Below are 25,351 nucleotides of genomic sequence, written 5' to 3' on the forward strand. Positions count from 1 at the left end.
CTCAAACGCTACATCGCACGCGAAATCTTCAAGACCTGCGAACGCAGCACAACCACCGCCGAGACCACGACAAACACCCAACACAGACCCACCGCGGCTTGACACCACACATAGAAGCGTCGAGACCCTACCGCTGGACGTGCCCATCTCTGCCGTTGGTCGAGCGGAGTCGAGACCCCGACTCACGACAGACTGGCCGGAAACTCAGGCGGCACAGGACCTTCCGAGGGAAGATTTCCCTCGGAGCGGCGTATGCGGCCTGAATTTCCCGGTTGTCAGTGGGCTGTGCTTGGTCTCGACTCCGCTCGACCGGCGTGGGGCGCTCGGCCGGCGTGAGGGGTCTCGACTCCGCTCGACCGGCGTGGGGGCGCTCGACCGGCGTGGGTGTCTCGACTCCGCTCGACCAGCGTTGGGGGCGACCTCGCTCGACCGGCGTTGGGGGTCTCGACTGCGCTCGACCGACGTACGTGCTCGACCGGCGGGGAGCTCAGTCTTCGATCGGCTCGCCGTGACCGCTCGAGGTGACGGACCGCAATAGTTCCCGGACGGCCATTGCGCGACGGTGGGACGCGCCGTCGAGTGAGTCGAGGGCGCATTCGGGATCGGCGGGCGGACCGAGATGGGTGCAGCCGCGGGGGCAGTCGTCGATCGCGTCGCGAAGGTCGTCGAAGGCGTCGACGATCTGGTCCGGAGTGACGTGCGCGAGACCGAAGGACCGGATTCCGGGGGTGTCGACCACCCAGCCGCGTCGGCCGCCGTCGACGGGGAGTGGAAGCACCACGGACTGGGTGGACGTGTGTCGCCCCTTTCCGACGCCGGAGACGATTCCGGTGGCCCGATCGGCATCGGGCACAAGACGATTCACGAGTGTGGACTTGCCGACGCCGGAGTGGCCGATGAGGGCGGTCAGTTTGTGCGCGAGGATCCCCTGCAGCTCGTCGACGGCGTCGTCGCGTCCCGCGACGACGACTCGGAGATCCAGGTCCATGAAGTTGGCGACGAACTCGTCGGGGTCGGCCAGGTCGGACTTCGTCAGGCACAGAATCGGTGCGAGGCCGCCCGCATAGGCGGCGGCGAGTGCGCGTTCGACGAAGCCGGTACGCGGCGGCGGATCGGCCAGTGCGGTCACGATCACCAGTTGGTCGGCGTTCGCCACGACGATTCGTTCGTACGGATCGGTGTCGTCGGCGGTGCGACGCAACACCGTGCGTCGGTCTTCGACGCGGACGATGCGGGCGAGGGTGTCGGGTCGTCCGGAGAGGTCGCCGACGATTCCGACGCGGTCGCCGACCACGACAGGCGTCCGCCCGAGTTCACGCGCACGCATCGTGACGATGCGCCGATCGGGGTCGTCGTCGAGGACGCACCCCCAGCGGCCGCGGTCGACGGAGACGACCATCGCGGTCTCGGCATCGGTGTGCGCCGGCCGGGTCTTGGTGCGCGGCCTGCTGCTCTTGCTGGGCCGAATGCGGACGTCCGACTCGTCGTACGTCCGCGCGCGGCGGCTCACAACGCGGACCCGGCCATGGTCTGCCACATCGCGACGAAGTCGGGGAGCGTTTTCGCGGTGGTCTCGACGTTCTCGATCTCCACTCCTGGAACCACAAGTCCCAGAAGGGAACCCGCTGTGGCCATCCGGTGGTCGGCGTACGTATTCCAGACTCCGGCGTGCAGTGGGGAACCGACGATGACGAGCCCGTCATCGGTTTCACGGACGTCTCCGCCGAATCGGTTGATCTCGGTGGCGAGCGCCGCGAGTCGATCGGTCTCGTGGCCGCGCAGGTGTGCGATCCCGCGCAAAGTGGAGGTGCCGTCCGCAAGGGCGGCGAGCGCCGCGATCGTCGGAGTGAGTTCGCCGACGTCATGCAGGTCCACGTCGACGGCGGTGAGTCGTTGCGGTCCGGTCACAGTGAGCAGACCGTCGTCGAAGTGGGTCGCAGTGGCGCCCATCTGCGCGAGGATCGAGGTGATCTCGGCGCCCGGCTGAGTGGTGGTCGACGGCCAGCGCGGCACACTGACCCGGCCGCCCGTCGCCGCCGCGGCCGCGAGGAACGCCGCGGCGTTCGACAGGTCCGGTTCGATCGACCAGTCGACGGCGTGGATCGGTCCGGGTGCAACGGACCAGGAGGTGCCGTCGGAGGTGACGTCGACGCCCGCCTCGCGCAGCATGTCGACGGTCATGTCGATATGCGGCATCGACGGGACGGGCGGGCCGTCATGGGTGATGACGACACCGTCGGTGAAGCGGGCCGCCGACAGCAGCAGGCCCGACACGAACTGCGACGACGCCGACGCGTCGACGGTCACTCGGCCGCCTGCGAGGGCGCCCGCGCCGTGCACGGTGAACGGGAGCTGCGACCCGTCGACGGATGCGCCGAGGTCGCGCAGCGCGTCGAGCACGGTGTGCAGTGGACGGCTGCGGGCCTGCTCGTCTCCGTCGAAGGCGACGTCGCCCGCGGCCAGCGCTGCGGCGGCGGGGAGGAAGCGCATGACGGTGCCCGCGAGACCGCAGTCGACGTGGGCACTGTGCAGTGGTGCGGGCGTCACCTCGACGGTCGTCGGGTCGGCGGAGTCGGGATTGATGCCGACGCCCATTGCGGCGAGCGCATCGAGCATGAGGTCGGTGTCGCGGCTGCGCAGCGTGCCGGTGAGGCGAGAAGGTCCGTCGGCCAGCGCGGCGAGGATCAGCGCTCGGTTGGTGATCGACTTGGATCCGGGCAGGTCGACGACCGCGTCGACGGGGGTGCTGACAGACGGCGACGACCAGGTACTCATGCAGTCCAGTCTTCCATGAGGCTTATCGCAGGTCGCGGCGCAGTGGATGGTCGTCAGGGATCTGCACGAGGATCAGCGCACGACCGTCGGGGTCGTGCACGGTCATCTCGATGAGGCCCCACGGTTTGGTCTCCGGCTCGGCGACGATCGGCACGCCTGCGGCCGCGAGTTCGCTCCGTGCCGCGGCGACGTCACGGACCTGCAGCCACAGGACGTCGCCGTCGCCGTCGTGCGACGGCATGTGGGCGGGTATCTCGATGAGCCCGGCTCCGGCATGAAACACCGTGCCGCCGGGGTATTCGCGGGAGATCGCCAGACCGAGGGCATCACGGTAGAACGCGGTGAGAGCCTGCGGGTCGGGCGAGGTCAGCAGCGTACGGCTCGTCAGGATCTCCATGAGACCAGCGTAGCGATCGATGAACGGTCAGCGAGAGGGTTCACTGCGCGCGGGCTGCGGCCTCCGCGGCCTCGGCCCCGATGCGGTCGAACTCGGCGCCCATCGCTTCGGCCAGCGCGGTCGCCGCCGACAGCGGGCGGACCATCACCATCAGGTCGTTGATCTTCCCCTCCTCGTTCACGTGGATGAAATCGCAGCCTGCGAGTGCCTTGCCGTTGATCGTGGTCTCGAAGCGGAGCGCGTGATCGCGGCCATCGTCGCTCGTGTACTCGCCGACGTAGCCGAACCCGTCGCCCATCACGCGCATCACCGCGCGCAGGATCGCGGCGGTGATGTGTCTGCCGTGGTACGGAGTGAATGCGACCGGACTGGTGAAGCGGATGTCGTCGGCCAGCAGCGCTTCGATCGCCGCTTCGTCTCGGGCGTCGACGGCCTCGCGGAATGCGCGCATGAGAAACTCCTTAGTCAAAAAGTTGAGTATGACGAGTATGCGGCAGCGGTGTTCGGGTTGTCCAGAGGTCGCTAGTGAATTAGTTGACTAGGGTGAGACGCATGGCCTTGCGACACGCGCTCCTCGCCGCTCTCCTCACCGTGGGGGAGGCGTCCGGCTACGACTTGGCCAAAGAATTCGATCCGGCGCGTGCCACGTTCTGGACCGCGTCGCCGCAGCAGATCTATCGAGAACTCGACGGCATGGAGGGCGCGGGCCTGGTGTCGGCGCGTGTCGTGCGGCAGAGCGCGCGACCGGACAAGCGAATGCTGAGCCTCACCGATGCGGGGCGTGCGGAACTCACCGCGAACTCCCGGTCCGCCGCGAAACCCACCGCGATTCGGGACGAGATGCTGGTGATGGTGCAGAGCGTGTCGGCAGGGGATCCGCGCGCGGTGTGCGTGACGATCCGCGACCGGTTGACCGCGTCACGCCGCAAACTCGCCCACTACGAACGCATCGAGGACGCGTACCGGGCAGGTCGCGACGACGCCGCCGTCTACGCGGACGGCCAGATCGTCGGCCCGTATCTCACCCTGCTGCGGGGACTGGCCTTCGAGCGGGAGAATATCGCGTGGTGCGAGACGGCGCTGACGGCATTGTCGGTTGACGGCGACTCGGAAGGGGAGAGCGGTGCCTGAGCTCAGTGCGGGAATCCTGTTGTACCGGAAGGCGTCCGGCGCCGTCGAGGTATTCCTCGTCCACCCGGGCGGACCGTTCTTCGCCCGCAAGGACGACGGCGCCTGGTCGATCCCGAAGGGCCTCGTCCATCCCGGTGAAGATCTACTCGACGCTGCCCGGCGCGAATTCGCCGAGGAGACCGGTCATCGGGTGCCCGACGGCGACGCGGTAGACCTCGGCGAGGTCCGTCTCAAGAGCGGAAAACGCGTACGCGCCTTCGCTGTCGAAGGAGACGTGGATGCCGACGCGACCGTCAGCAACACGTTCGAGATGATCTGGCCGCCGAAATCCGGTAGGACACAGAGCTTTCCGGAAGTGGATCGGGCTGCGTGGTTCGCTGTGGATGATGCGCGAGTAAAGCTCAACGCCGCCCAGTCGGAGTTCCTCGAACGATTGCCGCAGCAGTAGATCCCTAACTACAGACTGGCGACGAATGCGCCCAGCCGGTCGATCCCCAGCGACAACTCCTCGGTCGACGCCGCGTACGACAGGCGCACATACTGTTCGGCGCCGACCACACCGAAGTCTTTGCCCGGTGTCAGGGCCACGTGAGCTTCGGCGAGCGCGCGGTCGCAGAAGTCCGAGGCCGACAGGCCGGTTCCGGACACGTCGACGTAGACGTAGAACGCGCCGTCGGGCGGCACCGGAACGGCGAGGCCGGTACGAGCCAGGCCGTCCAGGACCAACTCTCGTCGGTCGCGAAGGATGCCGCGGCGCTCTTCGGCGACGGCGATCGTCGCCGGCTCGAAACAGGTCACCGCAGCGAGCTGAGCAGGAGTCGGCGGACAGATGTAATAGTTCTGGGCCAGACGTTCGGCCACTGGAACCATCTCGTCGGGCACGATCGCCCAGCCGAGCCGCCACCCCGTCATCCCGAAGTACTTGGAGAAGCTGTTTACGACGATCGCGCCCGGGTCGTCGGCGGCAACGCTACGGCGTTCGCCGTCGGCCAGACCGAGATAGATCTCGTCGACGATCCGCCAGCCGCCTCGCCTGCGCGCCACGTCGCACAGATCGAGGAGTTCGGCGTAGGCGAGTGACGTCCCGGTCGGATTGGCCGGCGACGCCACCATCACGCCGCGCGTCGACTCCGACCAGGCGTCGGCGACGGCCGCCGCGTCGAGCTGGAAGTGCGACGCCGGATCGGTCTCCAGTAGACGGACCCGCGCGCCGAAGCTCTCCGCGAACCGCCGGTTGCACGGGTACGACGGATCGCTGACCAGCACGTCGTCGCCCGGATCGATGAGTGCGGCACACGCGAGCAGAAGCGCCGCCGAGGCCCCGGTCGTGACGACCACGCGGCTCGCGTCGACCGGCGCGCCGAACTGTTCGCCACTGAACCGCGCGATCGACTCCCGTAGTTCGGTGAGACCCAACGCACCCGTGTACGCGAGCGGCCGACCGTCGCTGACCTCGCGCACCGCCCGCAGAAACGCGGGCGGCGCACCGAAATCGGGTTCGCCGATATTGAGCTTGACCACGTGATGGCCCGCCGCCTCCAATTCGGCGGCACGCCTGCCGAACTCCATGGCGAAGAACGGAGAGACGGCCTCGGCACGACGAGAGAAACGCATGGAGGCCATGGTATTTGGTCTCGAAGGCGGAGGGGGTCTCGACTCCGCTCGACCAGCGGAGCTGTCTCGCAGACTCCGCTCGACCAGCCGATGGGGGGCTCGACCAGCGGAGCTGTCTCGCAGACCCCGCTCGACCAGCGGAGGGCGCTAGACCCGATTGAACTCGTCGGGGTTCGGGCCGAGACGGCGATCGGCGTCGAGCGCGTCGACACGCGACATCTGCTCGTCCGACAGCGCGAAGTCGAAGAGGGCGAAGTTCTCGGCGGCGCGCGCAGGCGTCGACGACTTCGGGAAGACGACGTCCCCGCGCTGAAGGTGCCAGCGCAACGTCACCTGAGCGACGCTGCGACCGACCTCGGAGCCGACGGCCGCCAGCACCTCGTCGTCGAGGACCGCACCCTGCCCGAGCGGAGCCCACGCCTCGGTGACGATGCCGTGCTCGCGGTTGAACGCACGCAGCGGCGACTGCTGAAAGTACGGGTGGACCTCGATCTGGTTGACCGCAGGGACCACCTCGGTCTCGGCGAGCAGCCGCTCCAGATGCGCCTGCTGGAAGTTCGAGACGCCGATCGCGCGAGCCTTGCCTGCCTTGTGCTCGCCTTCGAGTGCACGCCAGGTCTCGACGAAGTCGCCGACCTCGGGGAGCGGCCAATGGATGAGGTAGAGGTCGAGCGGGCCCAGATCGAGAGCGTCGATCGACGTCGACACGGCTTCGACGGCGTCGGCCGGGGCATGGAACGGGTTGTTGAGCTTGCTGGTGACGAAGAATTCCGAGCGCGGAATACCCGACTCGCGGACCGCTTCGCCGACCTGCTTCTCGTTGCCGTACATCTGCGCGGTGTCGATGTGCCGGTACCCGGCCTCCAGCGCCGTCGTGACGGCGGCCTTGGTGTCCTCAGGCGGAATCTGGAAGGTCCCGAACCCGAGCTGCGGAATATGCACGGCGTTGTTCAGGGCGATTGTGGGGACAATGTGATCAGCCATGGGGAGTCCAACGTCGGACGGTGGGGCGAGTATTCCGTCGGCGGGGTTCGGGGGCCTCGACTCCGCTCGACCGACGCGCGGCTGGGGGAAGACCCTGAACTTCCCCTGGGATCGGCTCCGACCTGGTGCTTTTCGGTGAATCCGGTGGCACCGTGGAGGCATGAGCACCTTCACTGAAAACACCAGCACAGGGACCACCAACACAGGTTCTGGGACGTCGATCTGGAAGATCCTCGCGATCGTCGTCGCCATCCTCGTCGTCGTCTCGTTGATCGGACCGATCGTCAAGGCCGTCTTCTGGCTCGGCCTGCTCGCGCTCGCCGTCGTCGGCGCATACTCGCTTTTCAAATCGAAGAGCTGACGATCTCTACGATGGCCGTATGACACGCAGACTCGTCGCAACCGATTACGGATCGCCCGCACAAGTCCTGTCCGTGATCGACGCGGACGACCCGGTGGCCGGGGACGGCCACGTCGTCGTCGCCGTCGCCGCCGCAGGCCTCAACCCGTTCGATGTCAAACGCGTCCAGGGTGTGATGAGCACCGACCCGAACGCACTCCCGCTCGCGATCGGCGGTGAAGCGGCAGGGACCGTCGCTCAGGCCGGGCCGGGCACCGACCTCGTCGTCGGCGACCGCGTCGCCGTGTACCCGGTGTCCGGAGCCTTTGCCGAACAGATCGTCGTCGACGCCGCTGCCGCTCACCCGATCCCGGACGGGGCGTCCACCGAGGCGGCCGCCGGACTCCTGCTCGCGGGCGTCACCGCCTACGACACCGTCGCGACCCTCGACATCGGCGCCGACGACGTCGTGCTCGTCCACGGGGGTTCAGGAGCCGTCGGCTCCATCGCCGTCGTCCTGGCCGCCGCCCGTGGAGCGACGGTGATCGCCACCGCATCGCAGGCCAACCACGACCATCTGCGCGACCTCGGCGCAGTCCCGGTCGCTTACGACGGAGACCTCGCCGCAGCCGTCGCCGACGCCAGTCCCGGTGCGATCACCGCGGTCATCGACACAGTGGGCACTGACGTCGCGATCGACGTCTCCCTGCAGTCGGTGTCCCCGGACCGCATCGTGAGCATCGCCGCGTGGGGGCGCGGCGACGACGGCATCGTCCTGTTGAACGGCTCGAGTGAATCGAGCCGTGCCAACCGCAGGGCCGCGGTGGCGCCGTTGCTCGACGCGCTCGCCGACGGCCAGATCACCGTCGACATCGCAGGAACCTTCTCGTTCGACGACGCGGCGCAGGCCTTCGACGCGCTCGACGGCCGTCACCCGCGCGGCAAGTACATCCTCACGCCCTGATGGCGGTCCCCGACGCCGAACTGCTCGGCCTGCTGCGCGGCGTCGTCGGCGACCCGCACGTCATCGCCGAGCCCGACACCGCCGCCGCGTACCTGACCGACTGGACCGGTGCGTGGACCGGAAGGGCAGCCGTCGTCCGGCCCGCCGACACCGAGCAGGTCGCGGACGTCGTGCGGCTGTGCGCGGAGCACGGCGTGGCCATCACACCGCAGGGAGGAAACACCGGACTCGTCGGGGGATCGGTTCCGGCGCAGGATGATCCGCGACCGTGGGTGGTGCTGTCGACACGCCGGATCGACGACGTGGAGCCGGTGGACGTCGACGGTCGATGCATCGGCGCGGGATCGGGCGCACCCCTCGTCGCCGTGCAGGCTGCGGCCTCGGCGGCCGGACTCGCGCTCGGAGTCGACCTCGCCGCCCGCGACTCGGCGACCGTCGGTGGAATGGTCGCGACCAACGCGGGCGGCATCGCGATGATCGCGCACGGCGACATGCGCGCACAGATCCTCGGCATCGAAGCAGTCCTGCCGTCCGGCGAGGTGCTCCGCCGATGGCGTCCGCTGCGCAAGGACAACGTCGGCTACCACCTGCCTGGCCTGATCGCGGGCAGCGAAGGGACCCTCGCCGTCGTGACCCGCGTGCTGCTGCGGCTCGTCGACCCACCGGCCCGGACCGCAGTCGCGGTGGTCGCAGTGGCCGACGCGGCTGCCGCGAACCGGGTTCTGGCTCCGATCCGTCGCGGCGGACACCGACTCGAAGCCGCGGAGATCATGACCAGGAAGGGTATCGACCTCGTCGTCGCGCACGGCGCCCGTGATCCGTTCCCCGGCTCTGACGCCGGCGCCTGTCTGCTGGTCGAACTAGCCACGGACGTCACCGCGGCCGCCGAACTGCTCGACGACGTCGACGGGGTGCTCGACGCCGTCGTCGCCGACGGACCCGCCCGCGATCTGTGGGCCTTGCGCGAAGCGCACACCGAGACGATCGCTCGCTCGTCGACCACGACCCCGGTGAAGCTCGACGTGTCGGTCCCCCTCGGTCAGACGCCTGCACTGATCGATTGGGTCGACGCGTACGCCGCGCGGCGGAGGGTCCGCCCCGTGTTGTTCGGCCACCTCGGCGACGGAAACATCCATGTGAACCTGCTCGATGTTCCGGCGGATCAGCACCAAGCCGTCGTCGACGAGGTGCTCGCGCACGTCGCGGCAGTAGGTGGAAGCATCAGCGCAGAGCATGGGATCGGACGAGCCAAGGCCGACCACATCGGACTCGGCCGCGGCTCCGCCGACATCGCGACGATGCGAGCAGTCAAGGCGTCCCTCGATCCCCACGGCGTCATGAACCCCGGCGTCGTGTTCACCGAGCACTGATCGGTGGCAGATTCGCCCCTGGTGGCGAGCGGTCAGCGAGACTATAGTGTGACGCCAAGTAACAGCGACGGGACGAGGGTCAGATGAGCGACACCACAACCGATTACGAGGCCGTCATCGTCGGTGCGGGATTCGGCGGCATGGGCGCGGCGATCGAACTCAAACGCCAAGGCGTGGACGCCATCGCGATCCTCGAACGCGAAGACGATCTCGGGGGCACCTGGCACGTCAACCACTATCCGGGCCTCGCCGTCGACATCGCGTCCGTCACCTACTCGTACTCGTTCGAACCGAATCCCGCGTGGTCGCGTCTGTTCGCGCCGGGCTCCGAACTGAAGCAGTACGCCGAGCACATCGCAGACAAGTACGACCTGCGACGGCACATGGAGTTCGGCGTCGTCGTCGACGAGGCCGCGTGGGACGACGCCGCGAACGCCTGGACGGTACGGACCGCCGACGGCCGGACCATCACCTCTCGCTTCCTGGTGACCGCCACCGGGTTCCTGTCGCAGCCGTACACCCCGGACTTCCCGGGCATCGACACCTTTGCCGGGGAGATCATCCACACGACCGCGTGGCGCGACGGATACGACTTCGCAGGCAAACGCGCCGCCGTCATCGGCACCGGGGCGACCGCCGTCCAACTGGTCCCCGAGATCGCTCGGACCGCCCGCAATCTCACGGTCTTCCAACGCACCCCGATCTGGGTGGTCCCCAAGGTCGACTTCCCGATCCCCGCGCCGGTGCGTCGACTCTTCGCGGCCGTCCCGTTCACGCAGAAGGCGGCGCGCGCCGTCAACACGTCGCTGCTGGAGATGCTCATGGTGTTCGGCGTGCTGCACTACCGGCAGGCCAAACCCGGCAACCAGCTGGCGGCGCTCCTGTCGAAAGCCCATCTGCGCACCCAGGTCCGGGACGCCGAGACCCGCAAGCAGTTGACGCCGTCGTACGACTTCGGCTGCAAACGCCCGACGTTCAGCAACCGCTACTTCCGCGTGTTCAACCGGCCCGACGTCGATCTCGAGACGTCGTCGATCGTCCGGGTGGAGCCCGACGGGATCGTCGTCGACGACGGCCGGAAGGTCGAGATCGACACCCTGGTCCTGGCGACCGGCTTCAATCTGTGGGACGTCAACTTCCCGGCGTTCACGATCACCGGCCGCGGTGGCCGCGACCTGGGGAAATGGTGGCGCGAGGGGAGATTCCAGGCGTACGAGGGCATCACGGTGCCTGCGTTCCCGAACTTCCTGACGCTCAACAGTCCGTACTCGTACAGCGGGCTGTCGTACTTCACCACCATCGAAGGGCAGATGCGCCACATCGCGCGACTGTTCGGCGAGATGCGGCGCCGCGGCAGCGAGCGGTTCGAGGTCACCGCGGAGGCCAACGAGAAGTTCCTCGACGAGGTGACTCGCCGACTGGGCGACTCGGTGTTCTATGCAGGCGACTGCACCGGATCGCGCAGTTACTACTTCAACCAGCACGGCGAGGCGACGCTTCTGCGTCCGCAGGCCACCCTGCCGTCGCTGCGCGAGATGGAGACCTTCCCGCTCGACGACTACACCTACGCGTGACGCGGCTCTAGCTCCGCTCACGCAGACAGCTCCGCTCACTTCAACGTCGTTCGCTCCTCTCCGGAGGTGAGCGAACGGTCGTGAAGTGAGCGGATGTCGGTGAGATGAGCGGATGCGACCCTAGACCGGGTCGAGCAGTTCCGGTCCGTTGTTGGCGACGCGGTTCACCAGCGGCGGCACTTCGCGGATCGTGATGCGGTCCACGAGTTCGACGGCGGGCGGCGCCAGCAGCGCGGGATCGGCGGGCGCATCGGGATCGAGCCAGGCGTCCCAGTGCTCGAACGGCATGATCAACGGCATCCGGTGGTGGACGTCGGTGAGTGCTCCGACGGAGTCGGTCGTGATGATCGTCGTGCTCGACACCCACGCCGAATCGTCGCCGGCCTCGCGTGCCTGCGCGGGACGCCACGCCGCCCACAGTGCGCCCATGAACAGCCGCGTGCCGTCCTCGGGCGACATGAAGTAGGGGACCTTCGTCGGCTTCCCGTTCGGCCCGTTCGGGCCCGGCTTCCACTCGTACCAGCCGTCCATCGGAACGAGAGCGCGCTTGCTCTTGAACGAACTGCGGAACGCGGGCTTCTCGGCCAGTGATTCGGCGCGCGCATTGAACAGCAGCGGCCCCTTGCCGAGCTCGTCCTTGCTGGACGCCTTGGTCCACGGCGGAACCAGACCCCACCGCATAGCGCGGATCCGGCGGGCGACGTCGCTCTCGGGCTCCCGAGAATGACGATCCACCACAGTCATCACCGTCGTCGTCGGAGCGACGTTGTAATTGCCCGTCGAGAACTTCTCGGCGACGTCGTGCTCGCTCACCTCGTTCCGCGCGTCGATCTCGGCCGCCAACCGAGCCGGGTCGGTGGTCACTGCATAGCGTCCGCACATGCGATCCATGCTGGCACGGAACTCGTTCGGGGTGCACGGAACAAGATCGGCGCGCGCAGTGTTGGACCATCCGAACCACGCACAAAGGATGAGAGCACCAGGGAGGTGAACGACGCCATGGCCGCTGCGACTGCGCGAATGCTCGAGCCGAGACTGGTGATCGCTTGGCCGTCGGACCACGACGGCAGCGACGATGTCAGGGGCGACCACGACGGTCGGCGAGTGTCGCTAGACTCGACGGAACCAGCGTCAAGCGAAGGGAACTCCGTGTCGGATGCCCAGGTCCCGCCCGAGGCGAGCGACCACGAGGAGACTGAAGCCGAGCTCAGCGAGCGGTTCGAGCGCGATGCGCTTCCCCTGCTCGATCAGCTCTACGGCGGTGCGCTGCGCATGACGCGCAACCCGGCCGACGCCGAAGACCTCGTCCAGGAGACGTACGTGAAGGCGTTCTCCGCGTTCTCGTCGTTCCGCGAAGGCACCAACTTGAAGGCGTGGATGTATCGCATCCTCACCAACACCTACATCAACTCGTATCGGAAGAAGCAGCGGCAGCCCGCGCAGTACCCGACCGAGGAGATCACGGACTGGCAGCTCGCGGCGACCGCCGAGCACAGCTCCACCGGCCTGCGCTCCGCCGAGATCGAAGCGCTCGACGCGATGCCCGATCAGAAGATCAAGGACGCGCTCGCTCAACTGCCCGAAGACTTTCGGATGGCCGTGTACTACGCGGACGTCGAAGGTCTGCCCTACAAGGAGATCGCCGAGATCATGGACACCCCCATCGGAACGGTGATGTCCCGGCTGCACCGGGGTCGACGCCAGTTGCGCGACCTGCTCGCCGACGTCGCCGCTGAACGCGGTATCGGTCAGACCAAGCAGGCCGTCCGATGAGCGCCGGCGTACCCGAGCATGACGACCAGTTCGAGAACCTCGACTGCTCGGCTGTCGTCGCCGACATCTGGCTGCTCCTCGACAACGAATGCGACGGCGGTGCGCGCGCGCGACTGCAGGAGCATCTCGACGGTTGCCCGAGCTGCCTCGACCACTACGGGGTCCAGCGTCAGCTCAAAGAACTCATCAGCCGCAAGTGCGGAAATGATGCGGCGCCCGAGGGGCTGCGTGAGCGGCTCCGCGTGGAGATCCGGCGCTCGGTGACGATCCGTCAGACCACGTTCCGCGCCGAAGGCTAGCCAACGAGCTCAGGCACGCAGAACAGAACACACACAACGCGAACGACCCGGTCCTATTCACAAGGACCGGGTCGTTTTCGCATTCACGCTCAGGCGTTAGGACGCTTGCCGTGGTTGGCTGCGTTCTTCTTACGGCTACGCTTCTTACGTCCGCGCTTACCCATGACGGACCTCCTTCTCCAGTGTTCACGTGCGTCGGCCATTGTTTCACGTCCGAGCGGCAGTCTGCTAATCGCGCGGCACCGTCGGGAGGGCAGGGCCCTCGGCTACGATCAGTCCATGCCTGAAGACGTCGTCGCAGAAATCGTCGCCACGGTCCTCGAGGTCTCGGTCGGCGACGGCCAGGAAATCGCAACCGGAGACACGCTGGTGCTCCTGGAGTCGATGAAGATGGAGATCCCGGTGGTCGCCGAAGACCCCGGGACGCTCGACACAGTCAAAGTGAAGGTGGGTGACGTGATCCAGGCGGGCGACGTCATCGCCACCTATCGGGCCTGACGCGCGCGGCACGTGGCGACCCTCTCCGACCTCCTCGCCGAGCACACCAGTCTGCCCGACGCCGCCGCAGCGCACCTGCAGCGACTGGTCGCCGAATGGCAGCTGTTGGCGGATCTCTCGTTCGCCGACTACCTGCTCGCCGTCAGCGGCGACGGCGGGAACCTCGTCTACGTCGCGCAGTGCAGGCCCAACACGGCGTCGACGGTGTTCCAGCACGACGAAGTCGGCCACCGCGTTCAGCGGCCCGCGAGCCCGCAGGGCGCCAATCCGCTGATCGATACTGCGCTGACCAGCGGCCGTATCGAACAAGAAGGCATCGCGACTCGGTTCGGCAATCTCCTCCTCGAGCGGATCGCGATACCGGTGACCTTCGGCGGACAGGTGATCGCAGTCCTCGGTAGGGCCGCAGACTCGTCGGAGACCCGGCCGGCGTCGCCGTTGGAGGCCGCGTATCGCGATGCCGCGCAGGCGCTGTGCGAGATGGTGGTCGAAGGCACGTTCCCGCTCGACGAGGCGAACACCCTCGGTCTGTCGACGCCGCGCGCAGGCGACGGATTCATCCGCATCGACCCGGACGGGCGCGTCGTCTACTCGAGTCCGAACGCCCTGTCCGCCGTGCACCGGATGGGGTGGACGACAGACCTGTCCGGCGTCGTCGTGGCCGACGTGGTCGCGCGTCTGCTCACCGACCCGTTCGAGTCGGTCGACGCGGCCGGAATGCTGGAGGCCGCCGTCGGCGCCGTGCTGCCCGGCCCGGACCTGGCGTTGCGCATGGAACTCGACGCGCGGCGAGCCAACGTCCTAGTCCGTGCGGTGCCCTTGCGCTCACGTGGACAGTCTCGCGGAGCCGTCCTGTTGATCCGTGACGTCACCGAGGTGAAACGACGCGACCTCGCGTTGATCAGCAAGGACGCGACCATCCGCGAGATCCACCACCGGGTGAAGAACAATCTGCAGTCCGTGTCGGCGCTGCTGCGTCTGCAGGCGCGCCGATCGAGCAACGCGGAGACCACGCAGGCCCTCGGCGAGGCCGTGCGACGGGTCTCGTCGATCGCGCTGGTGCACGAGATGCTCTCGGGGAGCGTCGACGAGGAAGTGGACCTCGATGCGATCGTCGACCGCGTCTCCACGTCGTTGGTCGACGTGACACTGCCGCACGGCGGGGGAGCGCGGGTGACGATCCGTCGGGACAGCCGACTCGGCGTCCTGACCGCCGATCTCGCGATGCCGCTGGTGATGGTGTTGACCGAGGTGCTGCAGAACTCGATCGAGCACGGCTTCTCGCCGGACCAGCAGAGCGCGCTGATCGTCGTCGACGCCGTCCGAGACGTGCGTGCGCTCAACGTGCGGGTCACCGACAACGGCAACGGACTGCCCGACGGGTTCGACCTCGCAGCGTCGGACCGCCTCGGCCTTCAGATCGTCCGCACACTCGTCTCCAACGATCTGCGAGGCAGCATCGACATCGGTCCGGTTCCCGGAGCGCGAGGCACGCGCGTCGAACTGGAGATCCCGCTGCACTGAGCGCCCGACGAGGTGATCAGACGACGAGAAGAGGCCCCGACCGTTCGGTCGGGGCCTCTTCTCGAAGAGAGTCAGACGACGCTGCGAGCGCGGGTGCGGGCGTTGCGGCGCTTGAGCGCGCGACGCTCGTCTTCGCTCATGCCGCCCCAGACGCCTGCGTCCTGACCGGTCTCGAGTGCCCATGCGAGGCAGTCGGCGGTCACCGGGCAGCGCTGGCAGACCAGCTTGGCATCGGCGACCTGCGCGATAGCCGGGCCGCTGGTACCGACCGGGAAGAACAGCTCGGGATCCTCGTCGCGGCAGATGGCTTTGTGGCGCCAGTCCATGACACTTACTCCTTCAAATACGTTTCGTATTGTGCGCTGCGCGCACGAATGTGCATCGGTTCGTCTTCGTGTGGGCTGCAACGACGGAAGTCGCCGTCCGATTCTGAACTGTGGTCAGCGCAGAAAGGCGGGGCCGGTTGTTGCGGTCATTAACTGTTGTACTACTGTGCGGTTACCTTTGGCTATAGCAGCGCGCTGAATGCTGGATACGTCACAAGGGGTTGGCAGCGAAGCCAACTTATGCGTACCGGCGGGTAACCAACCCGTTAACTGGTGACCGGATCGGCCACGACGTCCAGGACGTGCCTGCGGTAGCCGAACTCCAGATCTGTGTATTCGCCCAGGTAGTCGCCGTCCATCTGCACGTCGGCCTGCTCGTCGGAGTGGAATCGAACCCACTCGACGTCGTCGTCGCGGTACAAGTGAGAGGCTCTGGGGTTGGTGCCGAGCACCATGGTGGATCCGAGGACGAGGCTCCGGGGCACTGAGACCGACGTCGCAGCGAAGACTCCGAGGCCGTGCTCGAAATCGGTGCCGGGATTGGTGTGGATCGGTCGGGTGCCGAAATACGTCCACGGGCCGGTATTGCTGACGAATCCGAAGCGGACACCGTCGATCGGCTCATGGTCGGGGACCTCGACGGTGAACGTCGGCGCGACGACAGACGGCCGGAAGAACGCACTGAGGGTCATTCGCAGGTATCGGCCCGCTGTCGCCTTGCGGCCCTTGCGACGCAGTTCCTCCATCTGGCGGACGACGATCGCGTCCATCCCCATGCCCGCGTTGAACAGGAACCAGCGGTCGAGGGTGTGGCCGAGGCTGATCGGGCGACGAGCGCCCGTGTCGAGCAGAGCCATCAGCTGAGCCGTCGCCACGAGCGGGTCGCGGCTGATGTTCAACGCGCGCGCGAACACGTTCGCGCTGCCGCCGGGAACCACGCCGAGGGCCGGGAGGGTGCCGCGTGCTGGAGTGTCGCCGGACGGGGCGCCGAGCATTCCGTTGGCGACTTCGTTGACCGAGCCGTCGCCGCCGTGCACGACGACGGCGTCGTACCCCTCCGCGACCGCGCGGGCGCCGAGCTCCCCGGCGTGCCCGCGGTGCGTCGTGTGCTCGACGTCGACGATGAATCGAGACGAGAGTGTATTGGCGAGCGCATCGCGGCCCTCAGCAGTGGTGAAGGTCGCGAACGGGTTCGTGATGAGCATGACGCGCACGAGAGCACACGTTATAGCGTGCGACCGCCTCCGGCACAATCAACGTCGGCCGTTCACAGGGCGAGGACCGGCCGTTCACTGCGGCTGGACCGCCCCCGACGCGCGCCGGCGACGCAGCCCGACCTACTCTGGAGTACGTGAGCAGTCCCGATTCCGCGCGCACGACACCGGCCGTGCCGTCGACATTGCGTTGGGCGGGATGGATCATCGCGCTGCAAGGCGTGATCGGCATCGTCGTCGCCGTCGTCTACGTGGTCCGTGAAGCTGCGGGCCACCACGAGGCGTACATCAGCGGCTACGGCTCGGCCGTTTGGTTCGCCGTGATCGGAGGCGGGGTGCTGGCCGGCGGCATCGCGTTGACACGCGGCCGACGCTGGGGCCGCGGCATCGGGATGATGGCGCAGATCCTGTTACTCCCGGTCGCATATGCCCTGCTCACTGCGAGTCACCTCCCGCTGATCGGCGCGCCCGTCGGGATCGTCGCGTTGGCGGTCCTGGGACTGCTGTTCGCGCCGGCGTCGCTGTCCTGGCTCAACGCCGACTCGCTGCCGCCCGACGCGCGCTGACCGGCCCCCGCGCTGGTCTGCGACCGGGGACGTAGGGTATGGGCCATGACGCGCATCCTTGCCATCGCAAACCAGAAGGGCGGCGTGGCGAAGACCACGACCACAGCGTCGGTCGGCGCCGCTCTCACCGACCAGGACGTGTCCGTCCTCGTCGTCGACCTCGATCCCCAGGGCTGCCTCACGTTCTCGCTCGGGCACGACCCCGATCAGATCACGAAGTCCGTGCACGACGTCCTCATCGGCGCCGAAGACATCGCCGACGTGCTCCTCGACACCGACGACGGCATGACGCTGCTGCCCGCCACCATCGACCTCGCGGGAGCCGAAGCGCTCCTGCTGATGCGCCCGGGCCGCGAGTACGCCCTCAAGCGTGCGCTCGCCGAGGTCGCCGAAGACTACGACGTGATCCTCATCGACTGCCCGCCGTCGCTCGGCGTCCTCACTCTCAACGGACTCACCGCCGCCGACGAGGTGGTCGTGCCGTTGCAATGCGAGACGCTCGCGCACCGCGGGGTCGGCCAACTGCTTCGCACGGTGACCGAGGTCCAGCAGATCACCAATCCCGAACTGACGATGCTGGGAACCGTCGCGACCCTGTTCGACGCGCGCACCACGCACAGCCGCGACGTGCTCGCCGACGTCGCCGACCGCTACGACATGCCGGTGATCGACCCGCCGATCCCGCGCACCGTCCGCTTCGCCGAAGCGTCGGCGTCGGGCGCATCGGTGATGCGCGGCCGCAAGAACAAGGGCGCCACCGCCTACCGCGAACTCGCAGAGAACCTGCGCGGACACTGGGGCGGCGCGGAGCTGGTGCGGTACGAGGCCTGAGAGGGGGCCTCGACTCCGCTCGATCAGCGAAAAGGATCTCGACTCCGCTCGATCAACGGAATGGGGCTCGACCGGCGGTGGGGGTCAGCGCAGACCGACGACGGTCGGGCCGCGCTGTTCGAGCACGGTGTCGCCGAGGACGCGCAGGGCGACGTTGCCGTCGTAACCGCCGCGGTCGATGGGGATGAATCGGGACTCGCGGCCGTCCGAGAGTTGTCGGACGCTGATCCGGCCGGGCATCGGCAGCAGGAGTTCGCCCGCCATGACCGCGCCGGTGCCGATCGTTCCGGGCACCTCGAACATCACGTTGCCGCTGTTGCCGTCGAGGACCACGGTGCCGAGGCCCGTCCAGAACATCACGACGCCGGAGTCGACCGACGGTGATCCGGCGGGGGCGGCGACGCCAGCCACCGGGCGCGTCGCGACGGCTGCGACCTCGGGGGTGAACACGCGGATCGCCGGTCCGGGCGCACGCCCGACCTCACCGGTCGCGTCCGTGCCCGGGTCGTACACCGAGAAACTCGTCGATCCGCCGGCCACCAGCCGGGGCGCCGGACCGTGGGAAGTCTGGGTGAGCATCGTCGTGCCCCACTGGACGATCTTCTCGTCCGAGTCCTCCGCCGAGCCGAGGACCGTCAGGCGGTAGCCGAGGTCGCCGTCGCATCGTTCGACGACCGCGACCCGGTTCGCACCCGGCAGTGCCGAATACAGGCGGCAGTTCGACCGGTCGGGGGCGACCTCCGGATTGACGGGAGCGTCGACCCGCCCGTACTCGATGCCGCGGACCAGGTTGCTGCCCCACGTCTCGAGTCGAGTGGGTCCCGCGGACATCACGTACTCGCCGTCGAAGGCCAAGGCGACGGTGTCGTCGGCGTCGGAGCTCCGTTGGGCCTCCCGCAGACCGGTGCCGCCGTTCAACGCCGTCACCTCACTGCAGCCTCGGCTGTTCCGGTAGACGCTGACGGCGAGGTCCTCGCCGCCCGGCCACGCAGCCAGCGCTCCGCACAACGGCAGGTCGCGGTGGTAGCGCCACCGCTGAGCCCCGGACGTCGGATCCAATGCGCGCACGGTCCCGCCGTCGGCGACGACGACGGACGCCGCGGTCAACTGCGGAACCGTCGTGGCCGCAGACGGTGCGGACCACACCTGTTCGAGGGCGCCCGGGGAAGCGTCGGCAGGCTGCGGAGCCGCGGCCGCATTGGCGGCGGGGTCCGACTCGGAGTGCCGCGCGCTGCTGCCGGCCCACACCACGACACCCACGACGACCGCCGCGACGACCAGGACGGCGGTCACGATCAGGTCGAGGCGGGTGCGGCGTTCCGGGGCGATCCGAACTCCCATATCGGCGACAGTACGGAAACGATCAGTCCGTTGTGGTCTCGCCTGCCGGCTTACCGCCCGAACGGCGGCGACGACGGCGCGGACGACGAGGCTGGTCGTCGGCAGCGTTCTCGCCTGTTGTCTCGTCGGCAGCCGACTTGTTCGCTGGAGTCGCATTGGCGGCCCCGCCGGCCTGTCCGCCGCGGGTGCGGCGTCGGTTACGCGTGTTCCGCTTCTCCGGGCGATCGGCGCGCGCCTCGTGACGCTCTTCGGATGTCTGGCGGGCGCCTGCGACGCGGCCGTCGGCGTCCGCGGGGATGTTCATCTCTTCGCGGAGGTGGTCGGAGGTCGAGTACGTCTCGACCGGCTCGGGCATGCCGAGGCCGAGAGCCTTGTCGATGAGTTCCCACCGGTGCAGCTCGTCCCAGTCGACGAGCGTCACGGCGATGCCGGTGCGGCCCGCACGGCCGGTACGACCGATGCGGTGGACGTACGTCTTGTCGTCGTCGGGGCACTGGTAGTTGATGACGTGGGTGACGTCGTCGATGTCGATGCCGCGAGCCGCGACGTCGGTGGCCACCAGAACGTCGACGGTGCCGTCGCGGAACCTGCCGAGCGACTTCTCACGGGCGACCTGGCCGAGGTCGCCGTGCACTGCCCCGACCTTGAACCCGCGCTCGGCGAGATCGTCGGCGACCTTCTGCGCGGTCCGCTTGGTGCGGGTGAAGATCATCGTCGCACCACGGCCCTCTGCCTGCAGGATCCGCGCCACGAGCTCCGCCTTGTCGAGGGCGTGCGCGCGGTAGGCGTGCTGGGCGGTCCGTTCGTGGATGGCCGACTCGTTGGCCTGCTCGGCGCGAATGTGCGTCGGGCGGTTCAGGAACGTGCGCGCGAGCGTGACGATCGGCCCCGGCATGGTGGCCGAGAACAGCATCGTCTGACGATCGGTCGGCAAAGCGCCCATGATGCGTTCGATGTCGGGGAGGAACCCGAGGTCGAGCATCTCGTCGGCCTCGTCGAGCACCAGGATCCCGACCTTGCCGAGGATCAGGTGGCCCTGCTGCGCGAGGTCCAGGAGGCGGCCCGGAGTGCCGACGACGACGTCGACGCCCTTCTGAAGCTCGGCGATCTGCTGCTCGTACGGGCGGCCGCCGTAGATGGACGTGATCGACAGCGGACGCTCGGTGCCGTCGACGGTCACCTGCACGCCCTTAGCTGCGACCTCGAGGTCTTCGGTCACCTGAACGCACAGTTCGCGTGTGGGGACGATGATCAGGGCGCGCGGGGTGGTGTCCAATGCGCGCAGGCTGGTCGCCTCCGCGTTGACCAGCCGGTGCAGCAGGGGGACACCGAAGCCGAAGGTCTTGCCCATGCCGGTGCGCGCCTGACCGATCAGGTCGTTGCCCGCGAGTGCGAGGGGGAGCGTGAGCTCCTGGATGGCGAAGGTCCGGGTCTTGCCGTCGGCTTCGAGTGCCGCGACGATCTGCGGATCGACACCGAGTTCGGTAAAGGTAGGAGCTTGGTGGCTCTCGTCGACGATCGTCGTCAGGATCGAGTCGTCGGTGACGGTTGCGTCAGTGCTCATGTGCGGTTGTGTGCCTCTCGTGTGCTTCGTGCACGCACACGTCGGTCATCGCGGGGTCCGCCTCGTCGGCAGACCCTCTCACGTGCCGTAATCCGGTGCGCGCTCAAGGTGTGACGTGGCCGCTGCCGCAGCTTCCGGTGGTTGATGCTCGGGCGCTGCGCTGCGGGATTGTCCCCACGTCTGGTCCAGAGTGTACCGCCTTGCCTACTCTTGCTCTCATGTCGAACACGTCGAACGCCAACGCCAAGCTCTACGGACTACTTCTCGCGGGAGAGTTCGCGGCCTGCTATCGCCTGATCGACGAGTCGGCGATGGCCCCGACGACGACCGACCGGGTGGCCATCGCACGACTGATCGCCGCCGAGATGGCGCACTTCGAAGAACTGTCGGCGGCGGTCGTCGCGGCAGGCGGCGACCCGGACGCCGTGGTCGGGGCACACACCAGGGTCTTCGACCAGTACCACCAGGCGACCCTGCCGAGTTCCTGGCTCGAAGTCCTGGTGAAGATCTACATCGGCGACGGTCTGGCCGCCGACTTCTACGCCGAACTGGCCGACCGGATGCCCGCCGACGTGCAGGACGTCATGGCGTCGGTGATGGGCTCGACCGGATCGTCGCGGTTCGCCGTCGACAACGTGCGCGCCGCGATCGCCGCCGATCCGACGCTGCGGTCACCGTTGACGCTGTGGGGCCGGCGACTGCTCGGCGAGGCGATCACGCACATGCAGTGGGTCCTGGCCGAGGAGGACGAAGTGATGGACATGCTGTTCACCGGCGACGCAGGCCTGGCGACGGCGGCAGCCTTCTTCGACGGGATCGCCGATCGCCACGCGCAGCGCATGGCCGACCTCGGTCTGGCGTAGGCATAGCGCTGCGGACGGGTAGAGTCGCACTCCATGAGCGTTGAGGTGAAGATCGGCATCGACAACAACCCCCGAGAACTGGCTGTGACCACGCCCGCGACCGGCGACGAGGTGGACGCGAAGGTGTCCGCTGCACTCGACGGCACGGACGCTGTGCTGTCGCTCGTCGACGAGAAGGGATCGCGGATGATCGTGCCGTCCGCGAAGATCTCCTACGTCGAGATCGGCACAAGCGAGTCACGTCGCGTCGGCTTCGGAGCCTGACCCGGCCCGAACCAGAAACGAAGAAGACCGCCGGATCCGATCCGGCGGTCTTCTCTGGTCTGGCGACGTCCCCGATCAGCCGTTGTTCGCGAGATCCTGCATCGGGATGCCAGACAGTCCGCCCCAGAGGAGGGCGACGGTGGTCTCGACGGCAGACGACTTGTCGATCGGGCGGTTGGCCTCCACCCAGTAACGGGCGTTCACCTGGCTGGCGCCGACGAGGCCTGCCGCGAGCATCCGCGACCGGTACGGATCGAGACCGGAGTCCTGCATGACCAGTCCGTAGACGGCGTCGACGCACGCATCCGATGCACCCTCCACACGGCGGATCACCGCGGGATCCATGGCGTCGGACGCGAAGATCAGTCGGTAGCCGGAGTTGTCGTCGTCGATGAAGTCGAAGAACGCCTGCACGGCGGCCTGCACACGCTGCCGGTTGTTGGTGGTGGCCTGAAGCGCCAGGTTCACGTCCGAGACGAGCTTCTCGGCGTGCGAGTCGACCACCGCGATGTACAGGTCCAGTTTCGACGGGAAATGCTGGTAGAGGACGGGCTTGCTGACCCCGGCGTGCACGGCGATCTCATCCATGCCCGCCGAGTGGTAACCGCGCTCGACGAAGATCTCGCTGGCCGCGTCGAGGAGTTGGCGGCGACGGGCGCTGCGGGGCAGTCGCGTCTGGCCGCGGCCTTGGGCAGCCGGGGTCGAGGCTGCGGAAACGGCGGAATTGGCGGACGTCATCGCCCCAGAATACTCGCGAGTCACCGCGCGTTGTGACCGAGTCGAATCGCGCGGGCGGGGTGCTCCTTCGAGTCGCCTAGTTCTTGTGACAGAGTTGTCGCGTGACCGGAAATCCAGAGCCCGGGGTGCAGCGCCCCCGCCGTCCGCGGCCCGACCAGCCGCTGCGTGCTCGGTGGGACCCGATCGCCGACGATCACGAGACCGACGTTCCGGCCAAGTCCCGCAATGCTTTAGCGCGCTTCGTCGAGAACTTCGGGTGGCGTGCATACGCCATCCCGATCCTCGCAATCCTGACGATCGTCCTGCTGGTGGTGACGGTCCGTGGCGGCAACGACGAGGCCGAGGCGACCGCGACTCCGTCCGACGAGCGCAACGCGAAGGTCAGCGAGGAGACGCACGCGATCGGTGCGCCGACCGGCGAGATCCAAGAAGAGGCTCTGCCGTCGGGCGACCTTCCGGAGGGCGGTCCGTTCACCCGCAACGGCGACAAGGACTACCGCGTGGTCCGCGGCACCGGTGCCAAGATCGGCACGGGCGGCCAGGTGTACACGTACACCGTCGAAGTGGAGAAGGGCATCGACCCGGTCCAGTACTCGGGCGACCAGTCGTTCGCGAAGCTCGTCGACACGACGCTCGCGAACAAGCGCAGCTGGATCGGCGACGGCAAGGTGTCGTTCCGGCGCGTCGACCGCGGCGACCCCGACCTGCGGATCACTCTCGCCTCCACCGGCACCGCTCGGGAACTGTGCGGCTATCAGATCAAGCTCGAGACGTCGTGCTTCTATCCGCCCGAGGCGCGCGTGACGCTGAACGAGGCGCGGTGGGTGCGCGGAGCCGCAGTCTTCGCGGGCGACGACATGACCTACCGTCAGTACCTGATCAACCATGAGGTCGGCCACGGCATCGGCTACGAGGACCACCGTCCCTGCGAGGAGAACGGCGCCCTCGCGCCGATCATGATGCAGCAGACGTTCGGCACCGCGAACAGCGAGATCCTGGCGCTCGACCCCGAGATGAAGGCCGATCGTTCGTTGGTCTGCAAACCCAACGCGTGGCCGTTCCCGGCCTGACTCACGTGGTCGCACTGCCTCCGGTCGTCGAACCCGGCGCGGAACTCACGCGTGACGAGGTCGCGCGGTACAGCAGGCACCTGATCATCCCGGACATCGGGGTGACGGGGCAGCGGCGGTTGAAGAACGCGCGGATCCTCGTGATGGGCGCAGGCGGTCTCGGCTCACCGACGCTGCTCTATCTCGCGGCGGCCGGGGTCGGCACCATCGGGATCGTCGACTTCGACACGGTCGACGAGTCGAACCTGCAACGCCAGGTGATCCACGGCGTGGCCGATCTGAACCGGCCGAAGACCCACAGCGCTCGCGACTCCATCGCGGCGGTGAATCCGCTGGTGAACGTGGTGCTGCACGAGCAGCGGCTGGAACCAGAAGGCGCCGTCGAGCTGTTCTCGCAGTACGACGTGATCGTCGACGGCACCGACAACTTCGCGACCCGGTACCTGTGCAACGACGCCGCGGTGCTCGCCGGAAGACCGCTCGTGTGGGGATCGATCTACCGGTTCGACGGCCAGGTCTCGGTGTTCTGGGAGGGGGCACCGGACGGACGCGGACTCAATCTGCGCGATCTCTATCCGCAGGCTCCGCCGCCGGGGAGCGTGCCGTCGTGTGCCGAGGGCGGCGTGTTGGGCGTGCTGTGCGCGTCGATCGGCTCGGTGATGGCGACCGAGGCGATCAAACTCGTCTGCGGTCTCGGCGAGTCGCTGCTCGGCCGGTTGATGATCTACGACGCGTTGACGATGAACTATCGGACCGTGCGCATCGAGAAGGATCCGGCAGGTGCGCAGATCACCGCGCTGATCGACTACGACGAGTTCTGCGGCGTCGTCTCCGACGACGCGGTCCTCGCCGCCGAGGGTGCCACCTGGACGCCCGCCGAACTGAGGGATGCGCTCGACGAGCCGCTGCCGCCCGCCGTGATCGACGTCCGTGAACCCGTCGAGTTCGAGATCAACCGGATACCCGGGGCCGTCCTGATCCCGCGCGACGAGATCGTCTCCGGCCGCGCGCTCGGCGATCTGCCCCATGACCGACGGATCGTCCTGTACTGCAAGACCGGTATCCGCTCGGCCGAAGCCCTTGCGTCCTTGCGCCGCAACGGTTTCGACGACGCCGTCCACCTCGGCGGCGGCATCGCCGCGTGGGCGTCGGCGCTCGCCCCCGATATGCCGGTCTACTAGATCGCGCGGTTCCCGACCGCGGATAGAGCGGTTCCCGCCCGCGGATCAGCGGTTCCTGCCCGCTGATCGAGCGGTTCCCGCCCGCGGATCAGCCGTTCTCGCCCGCGGATCAGCGGTTCCCGCCCGCGGATAGAGCGGTTCCCGCCCGCT

29 protein-coding genes are annotated in these 25,351 nt (G+C 67.9%); 16 read left to right on the forward strand and 13 right to left on the reverse strand.

Features of this window, described 5'->3' with window-relative positions:
* Positions 1–487: 487 nt before the first annotated feature.
* The 4 genes from rsgA to L5G32_RS12840 are packed head-to-tail and all read right to left on the reverse strand — an operon-like array spanning position 488 to position 3,623.
* Positions 488–1,510, reverse strand: a complete 1,023-nt coding sequence (gene rsgA, locus L5G32_RS12825) for a ribosome small subunit-dependent GTPase A (protein WP_237011456.1) — start codon at positions 1,508–1,510, stop codon at positions 488–490.
* Complete coding sequence (gene aroA, locus L5G32_RS12830; protein WP_237011457.1) at positions 1,507–2,775, reverse strand: 3-phosphoshikimate 1-carboxyvinyltransferase; 1,269 nt, start codon at positions 2,773–2,775, stop codon at positions 1,507–1,509. The genes rsgA and aroA overlap by 4 nt, the downstream gene beginning before the upstream one ends.
* Positions 2,776–2,797: 22 nt before the next feature.
* Complete coding sequence (locus tag L5G32_RS12835; RefSeq protein ID WP_237011458.1) at positions 2,798–3,172, reverse strand: VOC family protein; 375 nt, start codon at positions 3,170–3,172, stop codon at positions 2,798–2,800.
* Between the two features lie 40 nt (positions 3,173–3,212).
* Positions 3,213–3,623 carry a nuclear transport factor 2 family protein gene (locus tag L5G32_RS12840; protein WP_237011459.1) on the reverse strand — a complete coding sequence of 137 codons (411 nt, stop codon included), beginning with the start codon at positions 3,621–3,623 and terminating at the stop codon, positions 3,213–3,215.
* Between the two features lie 101 nt (positions 3,624–3,724).
* On the opposite strand from L5G32_RS12840, the gene L5G32_RS12845 reads away from it, so the two are divergent.
* Entirely contained in the window at positions 3,725–4,303 is a 579-nt protein-coding gene (locus tag L5G32_RS12845) for a PadR family transcriptional regulator (protein ID WP_237011460.1), read from the forward strand.
* On the forward strand, positions 4,296–4,751 hold the full coding sequence (locus L5G32_RS12850; RefSeq protein ID WP_237011461.1) for an NUDIX hydrolase: 456 nt from the start codon (positions 4,296–4,298) through the stop codon (positions 4,749–4,751). The genes L5G32_RS12845 and L5G32_RS12850 overlap by 8 nt, the downstream gene beginning before the upstream one ends.
* An 8-nt stretch (positions 4,752–4,759) precedes the next feature.
* Here the strand turns inward: L5G32_RS12850 and L5G32_RS12855 are convergent, their stop codons facing one another.
* Both L5G32_RS12855 and L5G32_RS12860 read right to left on the reverse strand, forming a co-directional pair.
* Complete coding sequence (locus L5G32_RS12855; RefSeq protein WP_237011462.1) at positions 4,760–5,917, reverse strand: aminotransferase class I/II-fold pyridoxal phosphate-dependent enzyme; 1,158 nt, start codon at positions 5,915–5,917, stop codon at positions 4,760–4,762.
* A 147-nt stretch (positions 5,918–6,064) separates the two neighbouring features.
* Entirely contained in the window at positions 6,065–6,901 is an 837-nt protein-coding gene (locus L5G32_RS12860; RefSeq protein WP_237011463.1) for an aldo/keto reductase, read from the reverse strand.
* A gap of 160 nt (positions 6,902–7,061) precedes the next feature.
* Here L5G32_RS12860 and L5G32_RS12865 point away from each other — a divergent pair, with 160 nt between their 5' ends.
* The 4 genes from L5G32_RS12865 to L5G32_RS12880 all read left to right on the forward strand — a co-directional run bounded on the left by L5G32_RS12865 (position 7,062) and on the right by L5G32_RS12880 (position 11,149).
* On the forward strand, positions 7,062–7,262 hold the full coding sequence (locus L5G32_RS12865; RefSeq protein WP_237011464.1) for a hypothetical protein: 201 nt from the start codon (positions 7,062–7,064) through the stop codon (positions 7,260–7,262).
* A gap of 19 nt (positions 7,263–7,281) precedes the next feature.
* Entirely contained in the window at positions 7,282–8,205 is a 924-nt protein-coding gene (locus L5G32_RS12870; RefSeq protein WP_237011465.1) for a quinone oxidoreductase family protein, read from the forward strand.
* Positions 8,205–9,575 (forward strand): FAD-binding oxidoreductase, encoded by a 1,371-nt coding sequence (locus tag L5G32_RS12875; protein ID WP_237011466.1) that lies wholly within the window; start codon positions 8,205–8,207, stop codon positions 9,573–9,575. Before L5G32_RS12870 ends, L5G32_RS12875 begins: the two co-directional genes overlap by 1 nt.
* An 83-nt stretch (positions 9,576–9,658) precedes the next feature.
* Positions 9,659–11,149, forward strand: a complete 1,491-nt coding sequence (locus L5G32_RS12880; protein WP_237011467.1) for a flavin-containing monooxygenase — start codon at positions 9,659–9,661, stop codon at positions 11,147–11,149.
* A 120-nt stretch (positions 11,150–11,269) separates the two neighbouring features.
* Here the strand turns inward: L5G32_RS12880 and L5G32_RS12885 are convergent, their stop codons facing one another.
* Complete coding sequence (locus tag L5G32_RS12885; protein WP_237011639.1) at positions 11,270–12,031, reverse strand: SOS response-associated peptidase; 762 nt, start codon at positions 12,029–12,031, stop codon at positions 11,270–11,272.
* 138 nt (positions 12,032–12,169) lie between these two features.
* Here L5G32_RS12885 and L5G32_RS12890 point away from each other — a divergent pair, with 138 nt between their 5' ends.
* Complete coding sequence (locus tag L5G32_RS12890) at positions 12,170–12,922, forward strand: sigma-70 family RNA polymerase sigma factor (RefSeq protein WP_372491698.1); 753 nt, start codon at positions 12,170–12,172, stop codon at positions 12,920–12,922.
* On the forward strand, positions 12,919–13,221 hold the full coding sequence (rsrA, locus tag L5G32_RS12895; protein WP_237011469.1) for a mycothiol system anti-sigma-R factor: 303 nt from the start codon (positions 12,919–12,921) through the stop codon (positions 13,219–13,221). Before L5G32_RS12890 ends, rsrA begins: the two co-directional genes overlap by 4 nt.
* A gap of 89 nt (positions 13,222–13,310) precedes the next feature.
* Here rsrA and L5G32_RS19460 read toward each other — a convergent pair whose 3' ends face one another.
* Positions 13,311–13,385, reverse strand: a complete 75-nt coding sequence (locus tag L5G32_RS19460) for a 50S ribosomal protein bL37 (RefSeq protein WP_371865352.1) — start codon at positions 13,383–13,385, stop codon at positions 13,311–13,313.
* A 115-nt stretch (positions 13,386–13,500) separates the two neighbouring features.
* Here L5G32_RS19460 and L5G32_RS12900 point away from each other — a divergent pair, with 115 nt between their 5' ends.
* Complete coding sequence (locus L5G32_RS12900) at positions 13,501–13,719, forward strand: biotin/lipoyl-binding carrier protein (RefSeq protein WP_237011470.1); 219 nt, start codon at positions 13,501–13,503, stop codon at positions 13,717–13,719.
* Between the two features lie 12 nt (positions 13,720–13,731).
* Complete coding sequence (locus L5G32_RS12905) at positions 13,732–15,243, forward strand: sensor histidine kinase (protein WP_237011471.1); 1,512 nt, start codon at positions 13,732–13,734, stop codon at positions 15,241–15,243.
* Between the two features lie 71 nt (positions 15,244–15,314).
* Here L5G32_RS12905 and L5G32_RS12910 read toward each other — a convergent pair whose 3' ends face one another.
* Complete coding sequence (locus L5G32_RS12910; RefSeq protein WP_236996316.1) at positions 15,315–15,569, reverse strand: WhiB family transcriptional regulator; 255 nt, start codon at positions 15,567–15,569, stop codon at positions 15,315–15,317.
* A gap of 266 nt (positions 15,570–15,835) precedes the next feature.
* On the reverse strand, positions 15,836–16,783 hold the full coding sequence (locus L5G32_RS12915) for a diacylglycerol/lipid kinase family protein (protein WP_237011472.1): 948 nt from the start codon (positions 16,781–16,783) through the stop codon (positions 15,836–15,838).
* Positions 16,784–16,920: 137 nt separating this feature from the next.
* On the opposite strand from L5G32_RS12915, the gene L5G32_RS12920 reads away from it, so the two are divergent.
* Entirely contained in the window at positions 16,921–17,349 is a 429-nt protein-coding gene (locus L5G32_RS12920; protein ID WP_237011473.1) for a hypothetical protein, read from the forward strand.
* A 45-nt stretch (positions 17,350–17,394) separates the two neighbouring features.
* Positions 17,395–18,180: a ParA family protein gene (locus L5G32_RS12925; protein WP_237011474.1), complete on the forward strand. Its 786-nt coding sequence runs from the start codon at positions 17,395–17,397 to the stop codon at positions 18,178–18,180.
* 84 nt (positions 18,181–18,264) lie between these two features.
* On the opposite strand, the gene L5G32_RS12930 is transcribed toward L5G32_RS12925, so the two are convergent.
* Together L5G32_RS12930 and L5G32_RS12935 are read right to left on the reverse strand one after the other, a co-directional pair.
* Complete coding sequence (locus L5G32_RS12930) at positions 18,265–19,521, reverse strand: Rv3212 family protein (protein ID WP_237011475.1); 1,257 nt, start codon at positions 19,519–19,521, stop codon at positions 18,265–18,267.
* A 22-nt stretch (positions 19,522–19,543) separates the two neighbouring features.
* Complete coding sequence (locus tag L5G32_RS12935; protein WP_237011476.1) at positions 19,544–21,085, reverse strand: DEAD/DEAH box helicase; 1,542 nt, start codon at positions 21,083–21,085, stop codon at positions 19,544–19,546.
* A gap of 218 nt (positions 21,086–21,303) precedes the next feature.
* Between L5G32_RS12935 and L5G32_RS12940 the strand changes: the two genes are divergently transcribed.
* The gene (locus L5G32_RS12940; RefSeq protein WP_237011477.1) at positions 21,304–21,948 is read left to right on the forward strand and encodes a ferritin-like fold-containing protein; all 645 of its coding nucleotides are present in this window, start codon (positions 21,304–21,306) and stop codon (positions 21,946–21,948) included.
* A 33-nt stretch (positions 21,949–21,981) separates the two neighbouring features.
* Positions 21,982–22,212, forward strand: coding sequence for a DUF3107 domain-containing protein (locus L5G32_RS12945; protein WP_237011478.1), 231 nt, complete (start codon positions 21,982–21,984; stop codon positions 22,210–22,212).
* A gap of 75 nt (positions 22,213–22,287) precedes the next feature.
* On the opposite strand, the gene fasR is transcribed toward L5G32_RS12945, so the two are convergent.
* A complete protein-coding gene (fasR, locus tag L5G32_RS12950) occupies positions 22,288–22,950 on the reverse strand; it encodes an HTH-type transcriptional activator FasR (protein WP_237011479.1) in 663 nt (220 codons plus the stop codon).
* A 101-nt stretch (positions 22,951–23,051) separates the two neighbouring features.
* On the opposite strand from fasR, the gene L5G32_RS12955 reads away from it, so the two are divergent.
* Positions 23,052–24,020, forward strand: coding sequence for a DUF3152 domain-containing protein (locus tag L5G32_RS12955; RefSeq protein ID WP_237011480.1), 969 nt, complete (start codon positions 23,052–23,054; stop codon positions 24,018–24,020).
* 5 nt (positions 24,021–24,025) lie between these two features.
* The gene (gene moeZ, locus L5G32_RS12960; RefSeq protein ID WP_237011640.1) at positions 24,026–25,201 is read left to right on the forward strand and encodes an adenylyltransferase/sulfurtransferase MoeZ; all 1,176 of its coding nucleotides are present in this window, start codon (positions 24,026–24,028) and stop codon (positions 25,199–25,201) included.
* Positions 25,202–25,351 lie beyond the last annotated feature (150 nt).

Source organism: Gordonia zhenghanii (assembly GCF_021738965.1).
GTDB classification, from domain to species: Bacteria; Actinomycetota; Actinomycetes; order Mycobacteriales; family Mycobacteriaceae; genus Gordonia; species Gordonia zhenghanii.

What these genes read in the sequence shown, in the direction of transcription:
- aroA (WP_237011457.1), bottom strand. Translation starts at nt 2,775, where the DNA reads ATGAGTACCTGGTCGTCGCCGTCTGTCAGCACCCCCGTCGACGCGGTC.
- L5G32_RS12835 (WP_237011458.1), bottom strand. Translation starts at nt 3,172, where the DNA reads ATGGAGATCCTGACGAGCCGTACGCTGCTGACCTCGCCCGACCCGCAG.
- L5G32_RS12840 (WP_237011459.1), bottom strand. Translation starts at nt 3,623, where the DNA reads ATGCGCGCATTCCGCGAGGCCGTCGACGCCCGAGACGAAGCGGCGATC.
- L5G32_RS12845 (WP_237011460.1), top strand. Translation starts at nt 3,725, where the DNA reads ATGGCCTTGCGACACGCGCTCCTCGCCGCTCTCCTCACCGTGGGGGAG.
- L5G32_RS12855 (WP_237011462.1), bottom strand. Translation starts at nt 5,917, where the DNA reads ATGCGTTTCTCTCGTCGTGCCGAGGCCGTCTCTCCGTTCTTCGCCATG.
- L5G32_RS12860 (WP_237011463.1), bottom strand. Translation starts at nt 6,901, where the DNA reads ATGGCTGATCACATTGTCCCCACAATCGCCCTGAACAACGCCGTGCAT.
- L5G32_RS12865 (WP_237011464.1), top strand. Translation starts at nt 7,062, where the DNA reads ATGAGCACCTTCACTGAAAACACCAGCACAGGGACCACCAACACAGGT.
- L5G32_RS12870 (WP_237011465.1), top strand. Translation starts at nt 7,282, where the DNA reads ATGACACGCAGACTCGTCGCAACCGATTACGGATCGCCCGCACAAGTC.
- L5G32_RS12875 (WP_237011466.1), top strand. Translation starts at nt 8,205, where the DNA reads ATGGCGGTCCCCGACGCCGAACTGCTCGGCCTGCTGCGCGGCGTCGTC.
- L5G32_RS12880 (WP_237011467.1), top strand. Translation starts at nt 9,659, where the DNA reads ATGAGCGACACCACAACCGATTACGAGGCCGTCATCGTCGGTGCGGGA.
- L5G32_RS12885 (WP_237011639.1), bottom strand. Translation starts at nt 12,031, where the DNA reads ATGTGCGGACGCTATGCAGTGACCACCGACCCGGCTCGGTTGGCGGCC.
- L5G32_RS12890 (WP_372491698.1), top strand. Translation starts at nt 12,170, where the DNA reads ATGCTCGAGCCGAGACTGGTGATCGCTTGGCCGTCGGACCACGACGGC.
- rsrA (WP_237011469.1), top strand. Translation starts at nt 12,919, where the DNA reads ATGAGCGCCGGCGTACCCGAGCATGACGACCAGTTCGAGAACCTCGAC.
- L5G32_RS12900 (WP_237011470.1), top strand. Translation starts at nt 13,501, where the DNA reads ATGCCTGAAGACGTCGTCGCAGAAATCGTCGCCACGGTCCTCGAGGTC.
- L5G32_RS12910 (WP_236996316.1), bottom strand. Translation starts at nt 15,569, where the DNA reads ATGGACTGGCGCCACAAAGCCATCTGCCGCGACGAGGATCCCGAGCTG.
- L5G32_RS12925 (WP_237011474.1), top strand. Translation starts at nt 17,395, where the DNA reads ATGACGCGCATCCTTGCCATCGCAAACCAGAAGGGCGGCGTGGCGAAG.
- L5G32_RS12930 (WP_237011475.1), bottom strand. Translation starts at nt 19,521, where the DNA reads ATGGGAGTTCGGATCGCCCCGGAACGCCGCACCCGCCTCGACCTGATC.
- L5G32_RS12935 (WP_237011476.1), bottom strand. Translation starts at nt 21,085, where the DNA reads ATGAGCACTGACGCAACCGTCACCGACGACTCGATCCTGACGACGATC.
- L5G32_RS12940 (WP_237011477.1), top strand. Translation starts at nt 21,304, where the DNA reads ATGTCGAACACGTCGAACGCCAACGCCAAGCTCTACGGACTACTTCTC.
- L5G32_RS12945 (WP_237011478.1), top strand. Translation starts at nt 21,982, where the DNA reads ATGAGCGTTGAGGTGAAGATCGGCATCGACAACAACCCCCGAGAACTG.
- fasR (WP_237011479.1), bottom strand. Translation starts at nt 22,950, where the DNA reads ATGACGTCCGCCAATTCCGCCGTTTCCGCAGCCTCGACCCCGGCTGCC.